Source organism: Brachybacterium saurashtrense (assembly GCF_003355475.1).
Classification (GTDB): Bacteria; Actinomycetota; Actinomycetes; order Actinomycetales; family Dermabacteraceae; genus Brachybacterium; species Brachybacterium saurashtrense.
This window is the reverse complement of the sequence record NZ_CP031356.1, coordinates 3,451,937-3,468,074: the sequence shown is the minus strand read 5'-3', so window position 1 is coordinate 3,468,074 and position 16,138 is coordinate 3,451,937. Positions and strand designations below refer to the sequence as shown.

The 16,138-nt window shown below is 73.2% G+C and carries 12 protein-coding genes; 4 read left to right on the top strand and 8 right to left on the bottom strand.

Annotated elements, in window-relative coordinates:
* Positions 1–44: 44 nt before the first annotated feature.
* The 3 genes from DWV08_RS15570 to DWV08_RS15560 form a co-directional block, all read right to left on the bottom strand.
* Positions 45–734 (bottom strand): response regulator transcription factor, encoded by a 690-nt coding sequence (locus DWV08_RS15570; RefSeq protein WP_115414642.1) that lies wholly within the window; start codon positions 732–734, stop codon positions 45–47.
* The gene (locus DWV08_RS15565) at positions 731–2,377 is read right to left on the bottom strand and encodes a sensor histidine kinase (RefSeq protein ID WP_115414641.1); all 1,647 of its coding nucleotides are present in this window, start codon (positions 2,375–2,377) and stop codon (positions 731–733) included. Before DWV08_RS15565 ends, DWV08_RS15570 begins: the two co-directional genes overlap by 4 nt.
* 66 nt (positions 2,378–2,443) lie before the next feature.
* The gene (locus DWV08_RS15560; protein ID WP_115414640.1) at positions 2,444–5,938 is read right to left on the bottom strand and encodes an efflux RND transporter permease subunit; all 3,495 of its coding nucleotides are present in this window, start codon (positions 5,936–5,938) and stop codon (positions 2,444–2,446) included.
* 213 nt (positions 5,939–6,151) lie between these two features.
* Here DWV08_RS15560 and DWV08_RS15555 point away from each other — a divergent pair, with 213 nt between their 5' ends.
* A complete protein-coding gene (locus tag DWV08_RS15555; protein ID WP_241237339.1) occupies positions 6,152–7,510 on the top strand; it encodes an MATE family efflux transporter in 1,359 nt (452 codons plus the stop codon).
* Positions 7,511–7,579: 69 nt separating this feature from the next.
* Here the strand turns inward: DWV08_RS15555 and DWV08_RS15550 are convergent, their stop codons facing one another.
* The 4 genes from DWV08_RS15550 to DWV08_RS15535 form a co-directional block, all read right to left on the bottom strand.
* A complete protein-coding gene (locus DWV08_RS15550; RefSeq protein WP_115414639.1) occupies positions 7,580–8,797 on the bottom strand; it encodes a glycine C-acetyltransferase in 1,218 nt (405 codons plus the stop codon).
* Between the two features lie 45 nt (positions 8,798–8,842).
* The gene (gene tdh, locus DWV08_RS15545; RefSeq protein ID WP_115414638.1) at positions 8,843–9,910 is read right to left on the bottom strand and encodes an L-threonine 3-dehydrogenase; all 1,068 of its coding nucleotides are present in this window, start codon (positions 9,908–9,910) and stop codon (positions 8,843–8,845) included.
* A gap of 183 nt (positions 9,911–10,093) precedes the next feature.
* Positions 10,094–10,948, bottom strand: a complete 855-nt coding sequence (locus DWV08_RS15540) for a PHP domain-containing protein (protein ID WP_115414637.1) — start codon at positions 10,946–10,948, stop codon at positions 10,094–10,096.
* 239 nt (positions 10,949–11,187) lie between these two features.
* Positions 11,188–12,705 carry an MFS transporter gene (locus tag DWV08_RS15535; protein WP_115414636.1) on the bottom strand — a complete coding sequence of 506 codons (1,518 nt, stop codon included), beginning with the start codon at positions 12,703–12,705 and terminating at the stop codon, positions 11,188–11,190.
* A 154-nt stretch (positions 12,706–12,859) separates the two neighbouring features.
* Here DWV08_RS15535 and DWV08_RS17330 point away from each other — a divergent pair, with 154 nt between their 5' ends.
* Positions 12,860–13,420, top strand: a complete 561-nt coding sequence (locus tag DWV08_RS17330; protein ID WP_115414635.1) for a TetR/AcrR family transcriptional regulator — start codon at positions 12,860–12,862, stop codon at positions 13,418–13,420.
* A gap of 33 nt (positions 13,421–13,453) precedes the next feature.
* Here the strand turns inward: DWV08_RS17330 and DWV08_RS17325 are convergent, their stop codons facing one another.
* Positions 13,454–14,539: a transglycosylase family protein gene (locus DWV08_RS17325; RefSeq protein WP_115414634.1), complete on the bottom strand. Its 1,086-nt coding sequence runs from the start codon at positions 14,537–14,539 to the stop codon at positions 13,454–13,456.
* 225 nt (positions 14,540–14,764) lie between these two features.
* On the opposite strand from DWV08_RS17325, the gene DWV08_RS15520 reads away from it, so the two are divergent.
* Entirely contained in the window at positions 14,765–15,217 is a 453-nt protein-coding gene (locus tag DWV08_RS15520) for a hypothetical protein (RefSeq protein WP_115414633.1), read from the top strand.
* Positions 15,214–16,137, top strand: a complete 924-nt coding sequence (locus DWV08_RS15515) for a hypothetical protein (protein WP_241237338.1) — start codon at positions 15,214–15,216, stop codon at positions 16,135–16,137. Before DWV08_RS15520 ends, DWV08_RS15515 begins: the two co-directional genes overlap by 4 nt.
* Position 16,138: the final 1 nt, after the last annotated feature.

The window sequence follows — 16,138 nt, the reverse complement described above, 5'->3', positions numbered from 1 at the left end:
CTCATGAACGCTCCGCGCGCGGCGAGGCCGGAGGTCGGGCGCGCTCACGCGGCGGGGTCCACGATCTTGTACCCGGCGCCGCGCACGGTCACCAGCCGGGGCGCCCCGAGCTTGCCGCGCAGGTAGCCCACGTACACGTCCACCACGTTCGAGGCGCCGTCGTAGTCGTAGCCCCACACCTTCGACAGCAGCAGGTCCCGGGTGAGCACCTGCCCGGGGTTCTCCAGGAACACCCGCGCCATCGTGAACTCCCGCGAGGAGAGCTCCACCTGCCGCTCGGCGCCGTCCACCGTGCAGGTCGCGATCCGGGAGCGCAGGTCCAGGCTGAGGTCCCCGAGGGTGAGCTCGTCGGCGCTGACGCTGCCCGCGCCGGCGCTCGCCTCCCGGGCGCGCAGCTTCACCCGCGCCAGCAGCTCCTCGAAGCGGAAGGGCTTGGCGATGTAGTCGTTGGCGCCGCCCTCGAGACCCTGCACGGTGTCGTCCACCCCGGTGCGGGCGGTGACCATGAGGATCGGGAGCTGCACCTCCATGCCCCGCAGCGCCTTCAGCACCTGGAAGCCGTCCATCCGCGGCAGGCCCACGTCGAGGATCAGCAGGTCGAAATCGCCGGAGGAGCCGAGGTCGAGGGCGGAGATGCCGTCCTCGACCACGGTGGTGGCGTAGCCGTGCGCGGCCAGCCCCCGCTCCATGAACCGGGCGATGCGCGCCTCGTCCTCGGCGATGAGGATCCTCATCCGTGCTCCCTCCCGCGGGTGGTGGTGTGGTGGTCGGCGCCGGGGTCGGCCCGCCGCGGTCCATTGTCCCGTGCCGTCCGCCCCCCGGAGGACCCGCCGGCGCCCGCGCCGCCGTGCACACCCTCCGGGGCCGACGGGGCGGCCGGGGCCTGCGGGATCACGATGGTGAAGGTGGAGCCGCGCCCGGGCGCGGAGTCGAGGCGCACCGTCCCGCCGTGGCCCTCCGCGATCGCCCGCACGATCGGCAGCCCCAGCCCGGAGCCGGTGCCGCGGCTCTCGTCCAGGCGGGCGAAGCGCTCGAAGATGCGGTGCTGGTCCTCGGGGGCGATCCCGATCCCCTCGTCCTGCACGCTCACGTGGATCTCGGGGCCGTCCGCCCCCAGCACCCGGTCCACGGCCAGGCGGATGTGGCTGCCCTCGTCGCTGTACCGGGCGGCGTTCGCGGCCAGCTGCACCACCGCCTGGGCGAGGCGCTGCTCGTCCGCCTCGGCGACGGCGTCCACCGTGCGCGCGAGGACCCAGTCGCGCTCGGCGACGTGCGTGATCCGCGCGAAGGCGGACCGGGCGAAGGCGGCCATGTCCAGGGGCCGGGGCCGCACGAAGTCGGGACGGGTGGAGGCGGCAAGCTCGGAGAGGTCCCCCACCACGCGGCCCATCCGCTCCAGCTCCTCGAGCGCGATGTCATGGGCCTCGCGCACGTCGGCCGGGTCCCCGCGGTCGGTGGTCTCCAGGGTGCCGCGCACGATCGTGAGCGGGGTGCGCAGCTCGTGGCCCACATCGCTCATGAAGCGCCGCTGCTCGGCGAAGCCGGCCTGGATGCGCTCCAGCATGCGGTTGAAGTTGCGGGCCAGGGCGCCGATGTCGTCGCGGCCGTCGGGCACGGGCACCCGGTGCTCGAGGTCCTCGACGGTGATCTGCTCGGTCGCCTCGCGCAGATCCTCCAGCGGTCGCAGCAGCCGGCCGGTGATCACGTACCCCACCCCGCCGGCGAGCAGCAGCGTCAGCACGGACAGCCCGGTGAAGGTGAGCACGCTCCGCCACAGGTCGCGGCGCTGGGCGCCGACGTCGTTCGCGACCACGAACACGCCCTGCGCCTCGTCCCCCTCCACGGTCACGGAGGCGACCAGCACGCGCAGGTCCCGGTCGTAGGCCTCGAGCGGGACGATCACGGCCCGGCCCGGCTCGTGCACCTCCAGCAGCGCCTGCTGCACCCGCTCCGCCTCGGCCGCGAGGCGCGCCGCCTCCTCCGCATCGGCGCCCTCCGCGGGCTGCTCCAGCAGGGCGAAGTCCTGCTGGCGCGGCTCGTAGCGCGGCTGCCCGTCGAGGAAGGTGAGCACCGACTCGAAGTCCGAGGGCGCGGCGGAGTCCGTGGCGGTGACCAGCACGCTGTCCACGGTCTCGTGCACGGGCTCGCCGGCCTCGTCGGCGCTCTGGGCGATCAGCGCCAGCTCGTCGTACTCCTGCCACAGCTCCGCCTCGACCCGTGCATCCAGCGCCCGGAACTGGGCGGCGTAGGTGAGCACGCCGGTGACCGCCAGGCCCACCGTCATCAGGGCCATCATCGCCGTGAGCACGCGCAGGCGCACCGTCCACGCCCGCGGCCCCCGGGGCTCACGGGGCGCGCGAGGGCGGTCTTCGGTCATGGGCGCATCGTAGGCGACGGTCCGCGTCCCGCCCGCGGCGGGGCCGGCGGGACGCGGACTGCCGGCTCAGTCGCGACGTCGGCGCGCGCGGAGGATGCCCAGCAGCCCGCCGCGCTCCTTGAGGGTGCGCCGGCGGCGGCCGGCAGCGCCGGTGCCCTCGCCCGTGGTTCCGGCCGCGTCGCGGCGGTCGCCGTCCCGCGCCGCCCGACGGTGCCGGGCACCGTCGGCCGCCGTGCCGTCAGGGGCCGTGCCGTCGGCCGTCGTGCCGCCGGCCGTCGCACCGGCCGGCTGGACGTGGTGCTCCCGTGCCACGCGCCGCTGCTCGGCCCGCTCGCGCTCCTCGCGCTCCGCGTGCAGCTGCGCCAGGCGCTCCTCCTCCCGCAGCCGCTTGCGCTCCCCCGGGCCCTCCGCGATCCGGTACAGCACCGGCACGATCACCAGGGTGAGCAGGGTCGAGGAGATCAGGCCGCCGATCACCACCACCGCGAGCGGCTGGGCGATGAACCCGCCGTTGCCGGTGATGCCCAGCGCCATCGGGATCAGCGCGAAGATCGTCGCGGCGGCGGTCATGAGGATCGGGCGCAGACGCTTGGCGGAGCCCAGATGCAGCGCCTCCTCGAGCGCCATGCCCTGGCGCCGGTACTGGTTCACCAGGTCGATGAGCACGATCGCGTTGGTCACCACGATGCCCACCAGCATCAGCAGGCCGATCATGGAGGGAAGCCCCAGCGGCACCCGGGTGATCACCAGCAGGCCCAGCGCGCCCGTGGCCGCGAAGGGGATCGAGACCAGCAGGATCAGCGGCTGGACCAGCGACTTGAAGATCCACACCAGCAGCACGTACACCAGCAGGATCGCGGCGAGCATGGCGATGCCCAGCTGGCCGAAGGTCTCGTCGATGTCCGCGGCGGTGCCGCCGAGCGTCGCCTCCACGCCCGCGGGAAGCTCCGCCTCGTCGATCGCGGCCAGCGCGGCATCGGTCGCGGCGCCCACGTCCTCGGTGGCCGGGGCGAGGGACACCGTCACCGTCTCCCGCCCGTCCCGGGTGGAGATCGAGGGACGGGAGAGCTCCTCCTCGATCGTCGCGACGTCCGTCAGCGGCATCGACCCCATCAGGGTGAGGTCCTGCAGCTGGTCGTAGGTGTCCACGCTCTCGGTGCCCGCGATGTAGATGTCCAGCTCGTCGTCCTCGAGGGTGACGGTCCCGATCGCGCCGGGGTACAGCTGCTGGGCCACCATCCCGATCACGGCCTCCTCCGTGAGCCCGCGCTGCGCGGCCGCCTCCCGATCCACGGTCACCACCGCGGTGGGCTGATCGGCCTGCAGGTCGCTGCTCACCTCGGAGACGCCCTCCGGCAGCGGGTCGAGCTCCGCGAGCAGAGCGTCGTTGGCGTCCTGGCGGTCCGCGGCGGTGGGGCCGGTGATCAGCACGTCCACGGAGTTCGAGCCGGTGGGCGAGGCGACGTCCGCAGCCTCGACGGTGCCGGGCTCGGGCAGGCCCTCCAGGGTGGAGACCATCGTGTCCAGCAGCTCCTCCTGGTCCGCGTCCGCGTCGGTGGTGATCGAGAAGCTGATCTCGTTCTCCCCGCCGCCGAAGCCGAACCCGCCGCCGCCGATGGTGGTCTGCACCGTCTCGACCCCGTCGATCCCCAGCAGTGCCTCCTCGCTCTCGGTGGCCTTGTCCGAGGACTGCTCGAGGCTGGAGCCGGCCGGGAGGGTCTGGGTGAGCGAGGCGATGTTCTGCCCGGTGTCGCCCAGGAAGCTGATGTTCAGCAGCGGGTAGAGGAACGCGGTGCCCACCAGGATCAGCACCGAGACGGCGACGGTGACCAGGCGGCGGGGCAGGGAGCCCAGCACCACGCGCAGCAGCGGCGCGTACAGCCGGTGCAGCCAGCTGCTCTCCTCCTGCGACTCCGCCGCCTCCCGGATCGCGGCCACCTGGGCGGCGTCGTCCGGGTGCACCTGCTCGTGGCCCTTGGGGAGCTTCAGGAACCAGTAGGCGAGCACCGGCACGATCGTCAGCGCCACCAGCAGGGAGGACAGCATCGCGATGCCCACGGTGAGGGCGAAGGGCCGGAACAGCTCCCCGGCCATGCCCGCGACCACCGCGATCGGCAGGAACACCACCACGGTGGCGAGGGTCGCGGCGGTGATGGCCCCGGCCACCTCCGCCACCGCGTCGAGAATCGCGCGGCGCTTGGTCTTGCCGTAGGCGAGGTGGCGCATGATGTTCTCGATCACCACGATCGAGTCGTCCACCACGCGGCCGATCGAGATCGTCAGCGCCGCCAGGGTGAGCATGTTCAGCGTGTACCCGGTGACGTACATGCCGATGAACGCGATCAGCAGCGACGTGGGGATCGAGATCGCGGTGACCACCGTGGGCCGCACCCGGCGCAGGAACAGCAGGATCACGCCGACGGCGAAGAGCAGGCCCAGCAGGCCCTCCTCGGCGAGCGCCAGGATCGACTCCTCGATGAAGGGCGCCTGGTCGAAGACGACGTCGGCCTCCGCGTTCCCGCCCACGCCGGGCAGGGTGTCCGCGAGGACGCCCTCGACGCCCTCGGAGACGTCCACGACGTTGCCGTCCGCGGTGGCGGTGACCATCAGCACCAGCGACTCGCGCCCGTTGGTGCGGGAGATCGAGGTGGCCTCCTGGGTGACCCGCTCCACGTCCGCCACCTCGTCGAGGGTGACCGGCTGCGCGGGCTGCTGCGCATCCGTGCTCGGCACCTCGGTGCCCGGGACCTGGCCGTCCTGGGTCTGGCCGTCCTGGGCCTGGCCGTCCTCGCCGGTGCCCTGGCTCTGGCCGCCGTCGTCGGCCGGGAGGAGCTGGATCTGCTCGAGGCTCTCGAGGGTGTCCACCGACTGCCCGAGCACCACGTCCAGGGTGCGGTCGCCGTCCACCACGGAGCCGCCCGGCAGGGAGAGCCCGGTGGCGTCCAGCGCGGTGGTGATGTCGTTCTCGGTGAGGCCGTTCTCCGCCAGGGCGTCCTCGTCCGGGGTGATCCGCACGATCTCCTCCGGTGCGCCGATCACGGCCACCGAGGAGACGCTGTCCACGCGCTCCAGCTCCCGCGTCACGGAGGCGTCGAGCCGGGTGGCGAGCTCCGAGGGCTCCAGATCCGAGGAGACGGAGAGCACCACGGCCGGCAGATCGCTGGTGCCCCCGGCGATGACCTGAGGATCTGCGGAGTCCGGGAGCTGATCCTCGATGCGGGTGAGGGCGGCGTCCACCTGGTTGGCGGAGCGGGAGATGTCGGTGCCGTAGGTGAGCTCCACCGTGACCATCGACAGCCCCGCCTCGGAGTTCGAGGAGGTGCCCTCCACGTTCTCGAGCCCGCTGAGGGACTGCTCGACCGGGGCGGTGATGCGGTCGCGCACCTGCTCCGAGGAGGAGCCCGGCGCGGTGGTGATCACCTGGATCTGCGGCAGCGACACCGAGGGGATCAGCTCCTGGCGCATCGTGGTCATCACGAACACGCCGATGATCGACACCGCGATGCACACCAGGGCGATGAAGGACCGGTTGTTCAGGCTCAGCGTGGCCAGGCGATTCATCCTGCTCCTCGAACGACGTGGGACGGACGGCACGGTCCGTTCCCGCGCCCGGAGGCGACGTCGACGAATCCTCCACGGGCACTGTGCCACAGGCCGCGGACGGCACAACTCCTACGGAGGTCTAGTGTTCGCGCGGGGGTGCGACGCCGTCGACCCCGGCACCGCACCCTGCGCACGCACCGCTCACCCGCCCGCACACCGCACAATGGTGCGGTGACCTCCTCCCCCGCTCCCGAGCCCTCGCCCCGCGAGGAACGGGCACGGCGCACCGTGGACCGGGAGATCCTGGTGCTGGCGATCCCCAGCCTCGGCGCGCTCGTGGCCGAGCCCCTGTTCCTGCTGGCCGATTCGGCGTTCATCGCGCGCGTCTCCACGACCTCCCTCGCGGGGCTGGGGCTGGCCTCGACCGTGCTCACCACGATCGTGGGGCTGGCGATCTTCCTGGCCTACTCCACCACGGCCGCGGTGGCCCGCTCCTTCGGCGCCGGCCGCACCCGGGAGGCGATCGGCCGCGGGATCGACGCCTGCTGGCTGGCGCTCGTGGTGGGCGCCGCCTCCTCGCTCCTGCTGCTGCTCGCCGGGGAGCCGCTGCTCGCCGCCTTCGGCCCCTCCCCGGAGGTGCTCTCCGAGGCGCTGACCTACCTGCGCCTGAGCGCCGTGGGCCTGCCCGCCATGCTCGCGGTGCAGGCCGCGACCGGGCTGGTGCGGGGGCTGCAGGACGCGACGCTGCCGCTGATCGTCGCCGTGGGCGGTGCGCTCGTGAACATCCCGCTGAACTGGGCGCTGATCTTCGCGCTCGACCTGGGGATCGCGGGCTCCGCGCTGGGCACCGTGCTCAGCCAGTGGGGGATGGCGGCCGTGCTCCTGGGCGTGATCGTGCGCCGCGCCCGGCGGGAGTCCCTCCCGCTGCGGCCGCATCCGGGGAACCTCGTGGCGGTGGGCCGGGATGCGGTGCCGATGTTCGTGCGCACACTGGGGCTGCGGGCGGTGGTGGTCACCGCCACCGTGGTCGCCACCCAGCTGGGCGAGGTGCAGCTGGCCGCGCACCAGCTCGCCACCACCGTGTTCACCGCGCTGGCGCTGGCTCTGGACTCGCTCGCGATCGCGGGCCAGGCGCTCACCGGCCGGTACCTGGGCGCCTCGGATCCGGCCACGGTGCGGGCGGTGACCCGGCGCCTGATGACCTGGGGCGTGGGCGGCGGCGCGGTGGTCTCGGTGCTGCTGCTGGCGGCGAGCTACGTGATCCCGGAGCTGTTCACGCCGGATGCCGCCGTGCAGGAGACGCTGCGGGCGGCGCTGTGGATGCTGGTGATCGCCCAGCCGATCGCCGGGTACGTGTTCGTGCTGGACGGCGTGCTGATGGGCGCGGGGGACGCCCCCTACCTCGCGACGGTGGGCGCACTGATCGCCGTGGCGATCCTGCCGGGCGCGATCGCCGTGGCGCTGTGGGCACCCGCCGGTCCGCTGGGCCTGGCGATGCTGTGGCTGGCCTGCAACGTGCTGTTCATGGTGCTGCGCGCGGTGAGCCTGGGGCTGCGGGTGCGCACCGACGCCTGGATGCGCCTGGGCTGATCGGCCTGCGGGGCTGATCGACGACTCGGCGGGGCCGACGCGCCGGTGCGTCGGCCCCGCCGTGTCGGCTCAGCTGCTCCGGACGGCGTCCCGGGCGGCGACGAAGGCCCGGACGGCGGTCTCGACGTCGGCCTCGGTGTGGGCGGCGGAGAGCTGCACGCGGATCCGGGCCTGGCCCTGCGGCACCACCGGGTAGGAGAACGCGGTGACGTACACGCCCTGCTCGAGCATCGCGTCGGCGATCCGTCCGGCGAGCGCCGCGTCCCCGAACATCACCGGCACGATCGCGTGCTCGCCGTCCAGCAGCTCGAAGCCCTCCTCGCCCATGCGGGTGCGGAACAGCTCGGCGTTCCGGAACAGGGTGGCGCGCAGCTCGGCGCTGCCCTCCACCAGCTCCAGCGCGGTGAGCGTCGCGGCGGTGATCGCGGGTGCCAGCGAGTTGGAGAACAGGTAGGGGCGGCCCTTCTGGCGCAGCATCGCCACGATCTCGGCGCGACCGGAGACGTAGCCGCCGCTGGCGCCGCCCAGCGCCTTGCCGAAGGTGCCGGTGTAGAGGTCCACCCGGTCGGAGACCCCGAAGTGCTCGGGGGTGCCGGCGCCGGTGTCGCCCATGAAGCCGACGGCGTGGGAGTCGTCCACCATCACCAGCGCCCCGAACTCGTCGGCGAGGTCGCAGATGCCGGGCAGCGGGGCGAGGTAGCCGTCCATCGAGAACACGCCGTCGGTGACGATGACGGTGCGGCGGGCGCCCGTGCCGTCGCGCAGCGCGGCGGCGGCCTCGAGCTGGGTGCGCAGGTCGCCCAGGTCGGCGTTGCGGTAGCGGAAGCGGGCGGCCTTGGACAGGCGGATCCCGTCGATGAGGGAGGCGTGGTTCAGGGCGTCGGAGATGATCGCGTCCTCCTTGCCGAACAGCGGCTCGAACACGGCCCCGTTGGCGTCGAAGCAGGAGGAGAACAGGATCGTGTCCTCGGTGCCGAGGAAGGCGGAGAGCCGCTTCTCGAGCGCGAGGTGGAGATCCTGGGTGCCGCAGATGAAGCGCACCGAGGCCATGCCGAAGCCGCGCTCGTCGAGGGCGCGCTTGGCGGAGGCGATCAGGCGCTCGTCGTCGGCCAGGCCCAGGTAGTTGTTGGCGCAGAAGTTCAGCACCTCGGCGCCGTCGCGGCCGACGGGGCCGGCGGTGATGTGGCCGGACTGGGCGGTGGAGATCACGCGCTCGTGCTTGAAGGTGCCGGCCTGCTCGATCTCGGCGAGTTCGGCGGCGAGCTGGTCCTTGAGGTCGGTGTACATGGGGTCCTTCCGGGAGGGGTGACGGGTGGGAGTGGGCGCGGGCGGTCAGGCGCTGAGGTCGCTCCAGTCCAGCAGCACCTTGCCCGCGGTGCCGGCCTTCGCGATCTCGAAGCCGCGCTCCCACTCGGCGGCGGGGAGCACGTCGGTGATGGTGCGGGCGATGGCGGCGCGCAGCGTCTCGGAGGTGCTGAGCATGGCGGACATCGCGTTCCAGGTCTCGAACATCTCGCGACCGTAGATGCCCTGCAGGGTGAGCATGTGGGTGACCACGGCCGTCCAGTCGATCTCAAACTGCCGCGTGGGCAGGCCCAGCAGCGCGATCTTGCCGCCGTGGTTCATGTTCTCGATCATCTCCTGCAGGGCGCGGGCCTGGCCGGTGATCTCCAGGCCCACGTCGAAGCCCTCGCGCATCCCCAGGCGGCGCTGCGCGTCGCGCACCCGGGTGGTGGAGACGTCGAGGACCACGTCGGCACCGCACTGCTCCGCCATCTCCAGGCGCTGCGGGGAGATGTCGGTGATGGTGATGTAGCGGGCGCCGGCGTGACGGGCCACGGCCGCGGCCATCTGCCCGATCGGGCCCGCGCCGGTGATCAGCACGTCCTCCCCCACCAGCGGGAACTTCAGCGCGGTGTGCACCGCGTTGCCCAGCGGGTCGAAGGCGGCGCCCAGCTCGGGGCTGATCAGGGACTCGCCGCCGTCGTGCTCGTGCACCCACACGTTCTCGTGCGGGACGGCGACGTACTCGGCGAAGGCGCCGTCGCGCTGCACGCCCACGGAGCGGGTGCGGATGCACAGCTGGCGGCGGCCCGCGCGGCAGTTGCGGCAGGTCCCGCACACCACGTGGCCCTCGCCGGAGACGCGGTCGCCCACGCGCACGTCCGTCACCTCGTCGCCCACGTCCACGATCTCGCCGTAGAACTCGTGGCCCGGGGTGAAGGGGACGGTGTCGCACATCGCCTCCGCGGAGGAGTCCCACGCCAGGATGTGCAGGTCGGTGCCGCAGATCCCGGTGCGCAGCACGCGCACCTTCACGTCACGGGGGCCGCAGCCGGGCTCCTCGACGGTGGTCCATTCCAGTCCTGCGCCGGGCGCGTCCTTGCGCAGTGCACGCATCTGTACTCCTCGTCCTGCTCCGTGCGGGAGCGTCGTGTGACCGGCGCGGAAGGAGGCGACGGGGGCCGCCGAGCCCGGCCGATGGTCCGCGATGTGGACCGCCCCGACGAGGATAGCCGCCGTGTGCAGTGCCCAGCGACCGCAGGTGAGGCGGCGCCGGGCCGCCGCGCCCGGCCGCCCGGCTCAGCGCCGCCAGAGGTCCCAGGGCTCGGCGCCGGGACGGAAGCCCACGGACTCGAGCATCGCGACCGCCTCGGGGAAGCCGTGGGCGAGGGCGGCCGGGGTGTGGGCGTCGCTGCCCAGGCTGAGCGTGCGCCCGCCCTCCTGGGCCCACCACTGGGCCATCCACGGCCACAGCCGGCGGGTGTTCATCTCCAGCGCCCTGCCGCTGTCGGCGATCGCCCGCATCGCGCCGCGGATCTCCGGCTCGAACCGTCGCGGGTCGAAGGGCCCCTCGGCCTCCTCGGGCCAGTACCGCAGGGCGTAGTCGAGATGGGTGACGATCGTGAAGGGCTCGTCCCCGGCCACCAGCGACGGCACGTCCGCGAGGTAGCGGCGCACCACCTCCTCGGCCGGGACTCGACGGAACAGGGTGTTCGGCTCGGCCCGTCGGCCCTCGAACTCCAGCGTGTGCAGGGAGCCGAGGATCCGGTCGAAGCGGTCCAGGTCCAGCGCGCGCCCGGCACCCGGGAGGCGGAGGTGCGGCTGGCCCACCTCGAGGCCGGTGCCGATGCGCAGCTGCGGGAACGCGGCACGACAGCGCTCGATGCCCGCGAGGTAGCCCTCGACGTCGAAGGGTGGCACGGCCACGATCCCGTCGGCGCCCAGCAGGTGCCGTTCGTGGTCGCCGAAGTCCTCGGGGTCGCTGAACCAGGCGTCCTCGAGGTCGAGGTGCTCGGTGAAGAACAGCCCCGGCAGGCCGATCCGCACGGCGCGGGCGCAGGTGGCCTCCATGGTGCCGCGGGCGGCGGAGTCCGGACCGCCGGTGTCCCAGGAGAACTCGCTGTGCACGTGGCTGTCGGCGGGGAGCGCGGTCATGGGGACAGCGTGGCACAGCCGGGGGTCGGGGCGCGGGAGCGCTCAGCGGCGCTGGGGCCAGGTCACCCCTCTCCTGTCCCTCACACTGCTGGTGGGCGGAGGCGAGCCCGCAGCAGCGCCGCCACCTGATCCGCCGACCTCGCGTGCGCGCTCCCCTCGGGGAGGTGCTCCGCGAGCCGCACGGCCCGGCGCACGGTGACCACCCGCCGCAGCGACGTGGGGCCGTCCCGTGATCCCCGTCAGGCGGCGCCGCGCAGGGTGCGATGGGCGATTCCTGCCGCGATCACCATCAGCACGGCGCCGATCCCGCTGGTGAGCGCCACACCGGAGCCGAACGCCGTACGCGCGGAGTCCAGCAGCGGTGCGGCGATCCCTGCCGGAAGGGCCTCGGCGACCCGAGTCGCGCCGCCGAGGGTCTCGGAGGCGGCGGCCCGCTGGGAGCCCGTGAGCGCGGCGGGCAGCTCGACGTTGCTGCGGTAGGCGAGGTGCAGCAGGCTCCCCAGCACTGCGGTGCCGAGCACGGCGCCGGTCTCGTACGCGGTCTCGGAGATCGCGGAGGCGGCGCCGGCCTTCGACGCCGGCACGGAGGAGAGGATGAGGTCGTTGCTGAGCGTCTCCGCCGCCCCCACACCGGCCCCCAGGAGCACAAAGGCGGCCATGAGCAGCAGATCCGAGCCCCGAGCGGCGGTGAGCGCGACCATCGCGAAGGCCAGGGCGTTGACCAGCAGCGCCGTCGCGACCACGGTGCCGGGCGCGACATGGCGCACCAGTCGCACGGTGAGCAGCCCGGCGAGGATCGTCACCACCAGGCCGGGCACCAGCACCAGGGCGGCGTTCATCGGGGAGCGACCGCTGACCAGCTGCAGGTGCTGCGAGACGAAGTACAGGAACCCCACCAGCGAGAAGACGCTGAGCAGGTTGGCGAGCACCGCGCCGGTGAACACCGGTCGGGTGAAGAGGGTGATGTCCAGCATCGGCTCCGGGCGGGCGAGCTGGCGGCGCACGAAGGCGGAGCCCGCCGCGACGGAGACCACCAGGCACACGGCGACCACGAGGTCCGCGCCGGTGGCGGCGAAGGTCTTGATCGCGTAGACGAGCGAGAGCATCGTGGCGAGCACGAGCAGCGCGCTCCACGGGTCCATCGGGCCCGGCGCGGGATCCTTCGACTCCGGGATCAGCAGCGGGCCGAGCACGAGCAGCGGCACCATCACCGGCACGGCCAGCAGGAAGACCGCACCCCAGTCGAAGTGCTCGAGCAGCAGGCCGCCGACGACGGGCCCCAGCGCCGCACCCGCGGAGAACCCGGCGGCCCAGACCGCGATCGCGATGCGCCGGTGCGCGGGATCGGTGAACAGGTTGCGGATCAGGGAGAGCGTGGAGGGCATCAGCATCGCGCCGAACACCGCCATCAGCGCGCGGGCGGCGATCAGCGTGGTGGCGTCGGGGGCGAAGGCCGCGAGCGCGGAGACCAGGGTGAAGCCGGTGCCGCCGACCAGCAGCAGGCGGCGCCGACCCAGTCGGTCGCTGAGGGACCCCATCGGCACCAGCAGTCCGGCGAGGACCAGCGGATAGACGTCGACGATCCACAGCAGCTGCTGCCCCGTGGGGGCGAGGGCCTCGGAGATCATCGGCAGCGCGAAGGCGAGCACGGTGTTGTCCACCGACACCAGCAGCACCGGGAGCATGAGCACCGCGAGCGCGGCCCAGGGCCCGCGGGAGGTCGTCAGGGTCGTCGATGTCTGGGGCATGAGCTGCATGGAGGCCTCCGAGGTCGTCGTGCGGCCCGCTCCCGGACAGCCGGACCGCCCCCGACTGTACCGTCTGGACGGTATAGCGCGCACGGCGTGCGCGACGGCCTGCGAGCGACCTCACGGACCGCCGGGGCCCGTCGGCCGAAGTAGGGTCTGTGGCATGTCAGCTCGCGATGCACTGCTCGACGCCTACCAGGCGATCCTCCAGGAGGCGGGGGAGCGCGCCACGACGCTCACCGCCGTCGCAGCCCGGGCCGGGGTCTCCAAGGGCGGGCTGCTCTACCACTTCTCGTCGAAGGAGGCGCTGGCCGAGGGCCTGATCGCGCGCCTGGACCAGCTGGTGGAGGAGGACCTCCTCCGGATGCGCGCAGCACCCGACGGCCCGTCCCGCTACTACGTGCGCACGTCGGTCTGGACGGGCGACCCCTTGGCCACGGCGATCGTCGCCACCGCGCAGCTCGCCCAGGAGTCCCACGCGGCGGCGCAGGAGGCGATGCTGCGTGCTCGGCGGCAGTGGTTCGCGCTGATCCTCGACGAAGCGGGCGAGGAGGCGACCGCACAGGCGATCCTGCTGCTGGGCGACGGCCTGTACTTCGAGGCGGCGATGGGCTACGACACGTACTCCCCGGACGCCCCGGACCAGCCGGCTGATCCGGGCACGATCACCCCCGAGAAGCTGCTGCCGATCGTGGATCGCCTGCTCCGCGCGGCAGGCGGCTGAGCGCCCGACCCCGCGCCCGCGGCCCGGAGCCGCTCACCGGGCGTTGAGGAACTCCTGCAGCGCCTTCACGGTGGAGTAGTTGGTGCGGAAGTCCCACACGCCATTGGAGCCGAGTCCCATGCTGGCGCGGAGCTTGCGGGTGGTCTCCGCACCGATCTTGCCGTCGGTCTCGGCGCCGATCTTCGCCTGCAGCGCCTTGACGTCGGAGCTGGAGAGCGAGCCGTCCTGGCGCACGCCGATCCAGCCCTGCAGGGCCCGGGTGGTGTTCGGGCCGAACTTGCCGTCGACCACGAGGGAGCCGCTGGAGGGGCTCGAGGTCTCGGGCGTGCTGGGGGTGGGCGCCGGGGTCGCGGCGGGGGCGCCGTCGTTGAGGAAGCCCTGCAGCGCCTTCACGGTGGAGTAGTTGGTGCGGAAGTCCCACACGCCGTTGGAGCCGAGCCCCATGGTGGCGCGGAGCTTGCGGGTGGTCTCCGCGCCGATCTTCCCATCGGCCGAGGCGCCGATCCGCGACTGCAGGGCCTTGACGTCGGAGCCGGAGAGCGAGCCGTCCTGGCGCACGCCCAGCCACGCCTCGAGAGCGCGGGTGGTGTTCGGGCCGAACTTGCCGTCCACCACGAGCGCGCCGGTGCTGGGGCGGTCCTCGTCACGGGAGGTGGTCTCCTCGCGCGGGGCGCTGCTGCCGGCGGGCTGTGCGTCACGATCGGCACCGCCGTTGTCCCGGGTCAGGCCCGCGCGGGCGCCGCAGGTGGGCCAGGCGCCGGGGCCCTGCACCGCCAGCACGCGCTGGGCCACGGCGATCTGCTCCGCCTTGGTGGCCTGGTGGGCGTAGGTGGCGTACTCGCCGCCGCCGAAGGACTGCCAGGTGGGCTGGTAGAACTGCAGGCCGCCGTAGTAGCCGTTGCCGGTGTTGATCGACCAGTTGCCGCTGGACTCGCACTGGGCGACCGCGTCCCACACCCCGGTGTCCGCGGTGGCGAGAGGGGCGCCGGTGACGCCCAGCCCGGCGGCGATCGCGGCGCCGCCGGTGGCGGCAGCGACCTTCGGCGCCACACGGACGCCCTTGAAATAGACCGCGGAGCCGTCTGCGCGATGCGTGGGGAAGCGAGAGGGTGCGGTCATGGCGGGGCTCCTGGACAAGCAGCGGGGGAAGGGATGGCCGACGACACATCGTCGGCACGGAGTCCACAATGCCTGCCTCACCTGCATCGTCGCGCCGGTCGATGCCAAGTCCGCGCCAGAGTTTTAGCAAGTTTTTACCGGACAAGCCGTGATCGTGAATGACATCCGCGGAATTACGGAGTACAAATCGCCATCCGCTCCTACGATTCCCGATACGCTCCCGGGGTGTCCATCCCGCGCCGCCTCCCCGTGCTCTCGGCGACCTGGCGTGTGCTCGCGGTGCTGCTGTGCCTGGGGGTGCTGACCGTCGGCGGGCTCACGCGCTCCAACGATCTGTTCCCCCTGGGGGTGCTGGACCAGTTCTCCTCCGGCGTCGATCCGGACGGCGAGGTGGTGAACACCTGCCTGCAGGGGATCCGCGGCGACGAGGAGCCGTTCGAGATCCCCTTCGGCCGCCGCAGCGTGGGGATCGAGCGGGCCGACGTGGAGAACACCCTGCCCGCGATCGAGGCGGATCCCGCGCTGCTCGCCCCGCTGGCCGCCGCCTACGACAGGCGCCACCCGGACAGGGCGCCGCTGGACGCACTGGTGCTGTGCCAGCGCATCACGCCGCTGCGGGACGGCACCGCCCACGGCGAGGTGGAGCTGGTGGAGGTGACCCGGTGGGAGGCGCCGTGACCGCCCCGACCGCCGCGCCGGCCCGGCCCGGGCGTGCCCGGCTGCGCGCCGCCCTGCTGCCCGCCCTGCCGCTGGCCCGGGTGAGGGCGCTGCGGTCGCTGCTCTACGCCGTGGTGATCCTGGACGTGCTCACCTTCTCCCGGGACGTGCTCTCCCACACCGGCAACGCGGCGTTCTACACCCCGGTCGCCCTCGCCCGGGTGCTGCACCTGCCGCCGGTGACCATGCCGCTGGCCGTGACGCTGCTGGCCCTGATCCTGGCCGGCTGCGCGGCGGGGATCGCGGGGCACCGGCCCCGGCTGGCGGGGACGGTGGTGGCGCTCGCCTACTGGCCGTGGATGCTGTACTCGAACTCCTACGGCTACGTGGCCCACGACCACCTGGCGCTGATGGTGGCGGTGGCGGTGCTGCCCACGGTGTCGGGCGCCTCCCGCCGGGAGCTCGCCGCCGCGCGGGCCGACGCCGTGGAGTCCGACACCGCGCGAGCCGACGGGCCCGTCGGCGCCCCCGCGCACCCGCCGTCCAGCGAGGCGGCAGGGTGGGCGCTGCGGTGCGTGCAGCTGGCGGTGGTCGCCACCTACTTCTTCTCCGTGATCCCGAAGATCCTGTACTCCGGCTCGCTCGCGGCCTGGGGCAACAGCGCGATCCTCACCTGGGCGTCGATCCGGCGCGGCTCCGCCCTGGCGCACTGGCTGGTGGCGCACGCGCCCTGGGTGTTCGTGCCGGCGCAGTGGGCGGGCCTCGCGCTGGAGGCCCTCTCCCCGGTGGTGCTGTTCCTGCGCGGCCGCGCCCTGTACGTCGCCGTCGGCCTCTACCTGTGCTTCCACCTCAGCACCCTGGTGCTGCTGGGCATCCACTTCCTGCCCACCGCGGTGTGCTGGGCCGCGTTCCTCCCGCTGGAGCGGCTGCGCCGCCGGTGAG

Excerpts from the sequence above, each read along its gene's own strand:
- DWV08_RS15550 (WP_115414639.1), bottom strand. The coding sequence starts at position 8,797 with ATGTACACCGACCTCAAGGACCAGCTCGCCGCCGAACTCGCCGAGATC.
- DWV08_RS17330 (WP_115414635.1), top strand. The coding sequence starts at position 12,860 with ATGTCAGCTCGCGATGCACTGCTCGACGCCTACCAGGCGATCCTCCAG.
- DWV08_RS17325 (WP_115414634.1), bottom strand. The coding sequence starts at position 14,539 with ATGACCGCACCCTCTCGCTTCCCCACGCATCGCGCAGACGGCTCCGCG.
- DWV08_RS15565 (WP_115414641.1), bottom strand. The coding sequence starts at position 2,377 with ATGACCGAAGACCGCCCTCGCGCGCCCCGTGAGCCCCGGGGGCCGCGG.
- DWV08_RS15540 (WP_115414637.1), bottom strand. The coding sequence starts at position 10,948 with ATGACCGCGCTCCCCGCCGACAGCCACGTGCACAGCGAGTTCTCCTGG.
- DWV08_RS15535 (WP_115414636.1), bottom strand. The coding sequence starts at position 12,705 with ATGCAGCTCATGCCCCAGACATCGACGACCCTGACGACCTCCCGCGGG.
- tdh (WP_115414638.1), bottom strand. The coding sequence starts at position 9,910 with ATGCGTGCACTGCGCAAGGACGCGCCCGGCGCAGGACTGGAATGGACC.
- DWV08_RS15570 (WP_115414642.1), bottom strand. The coding sequence starts at position 734 with ATGAGGATCCTCATCGCCGAGGACGAGGCGCGCATCGCCCGGTTCATG.
- DWV08_RS15560 (WP_115414640.1), bottom strand. The coding sequence starts at position 5,938 with ATGAATCGCCTGGCCACGCTGAGCCTGAACAACCGGTCCTTCATCGCC.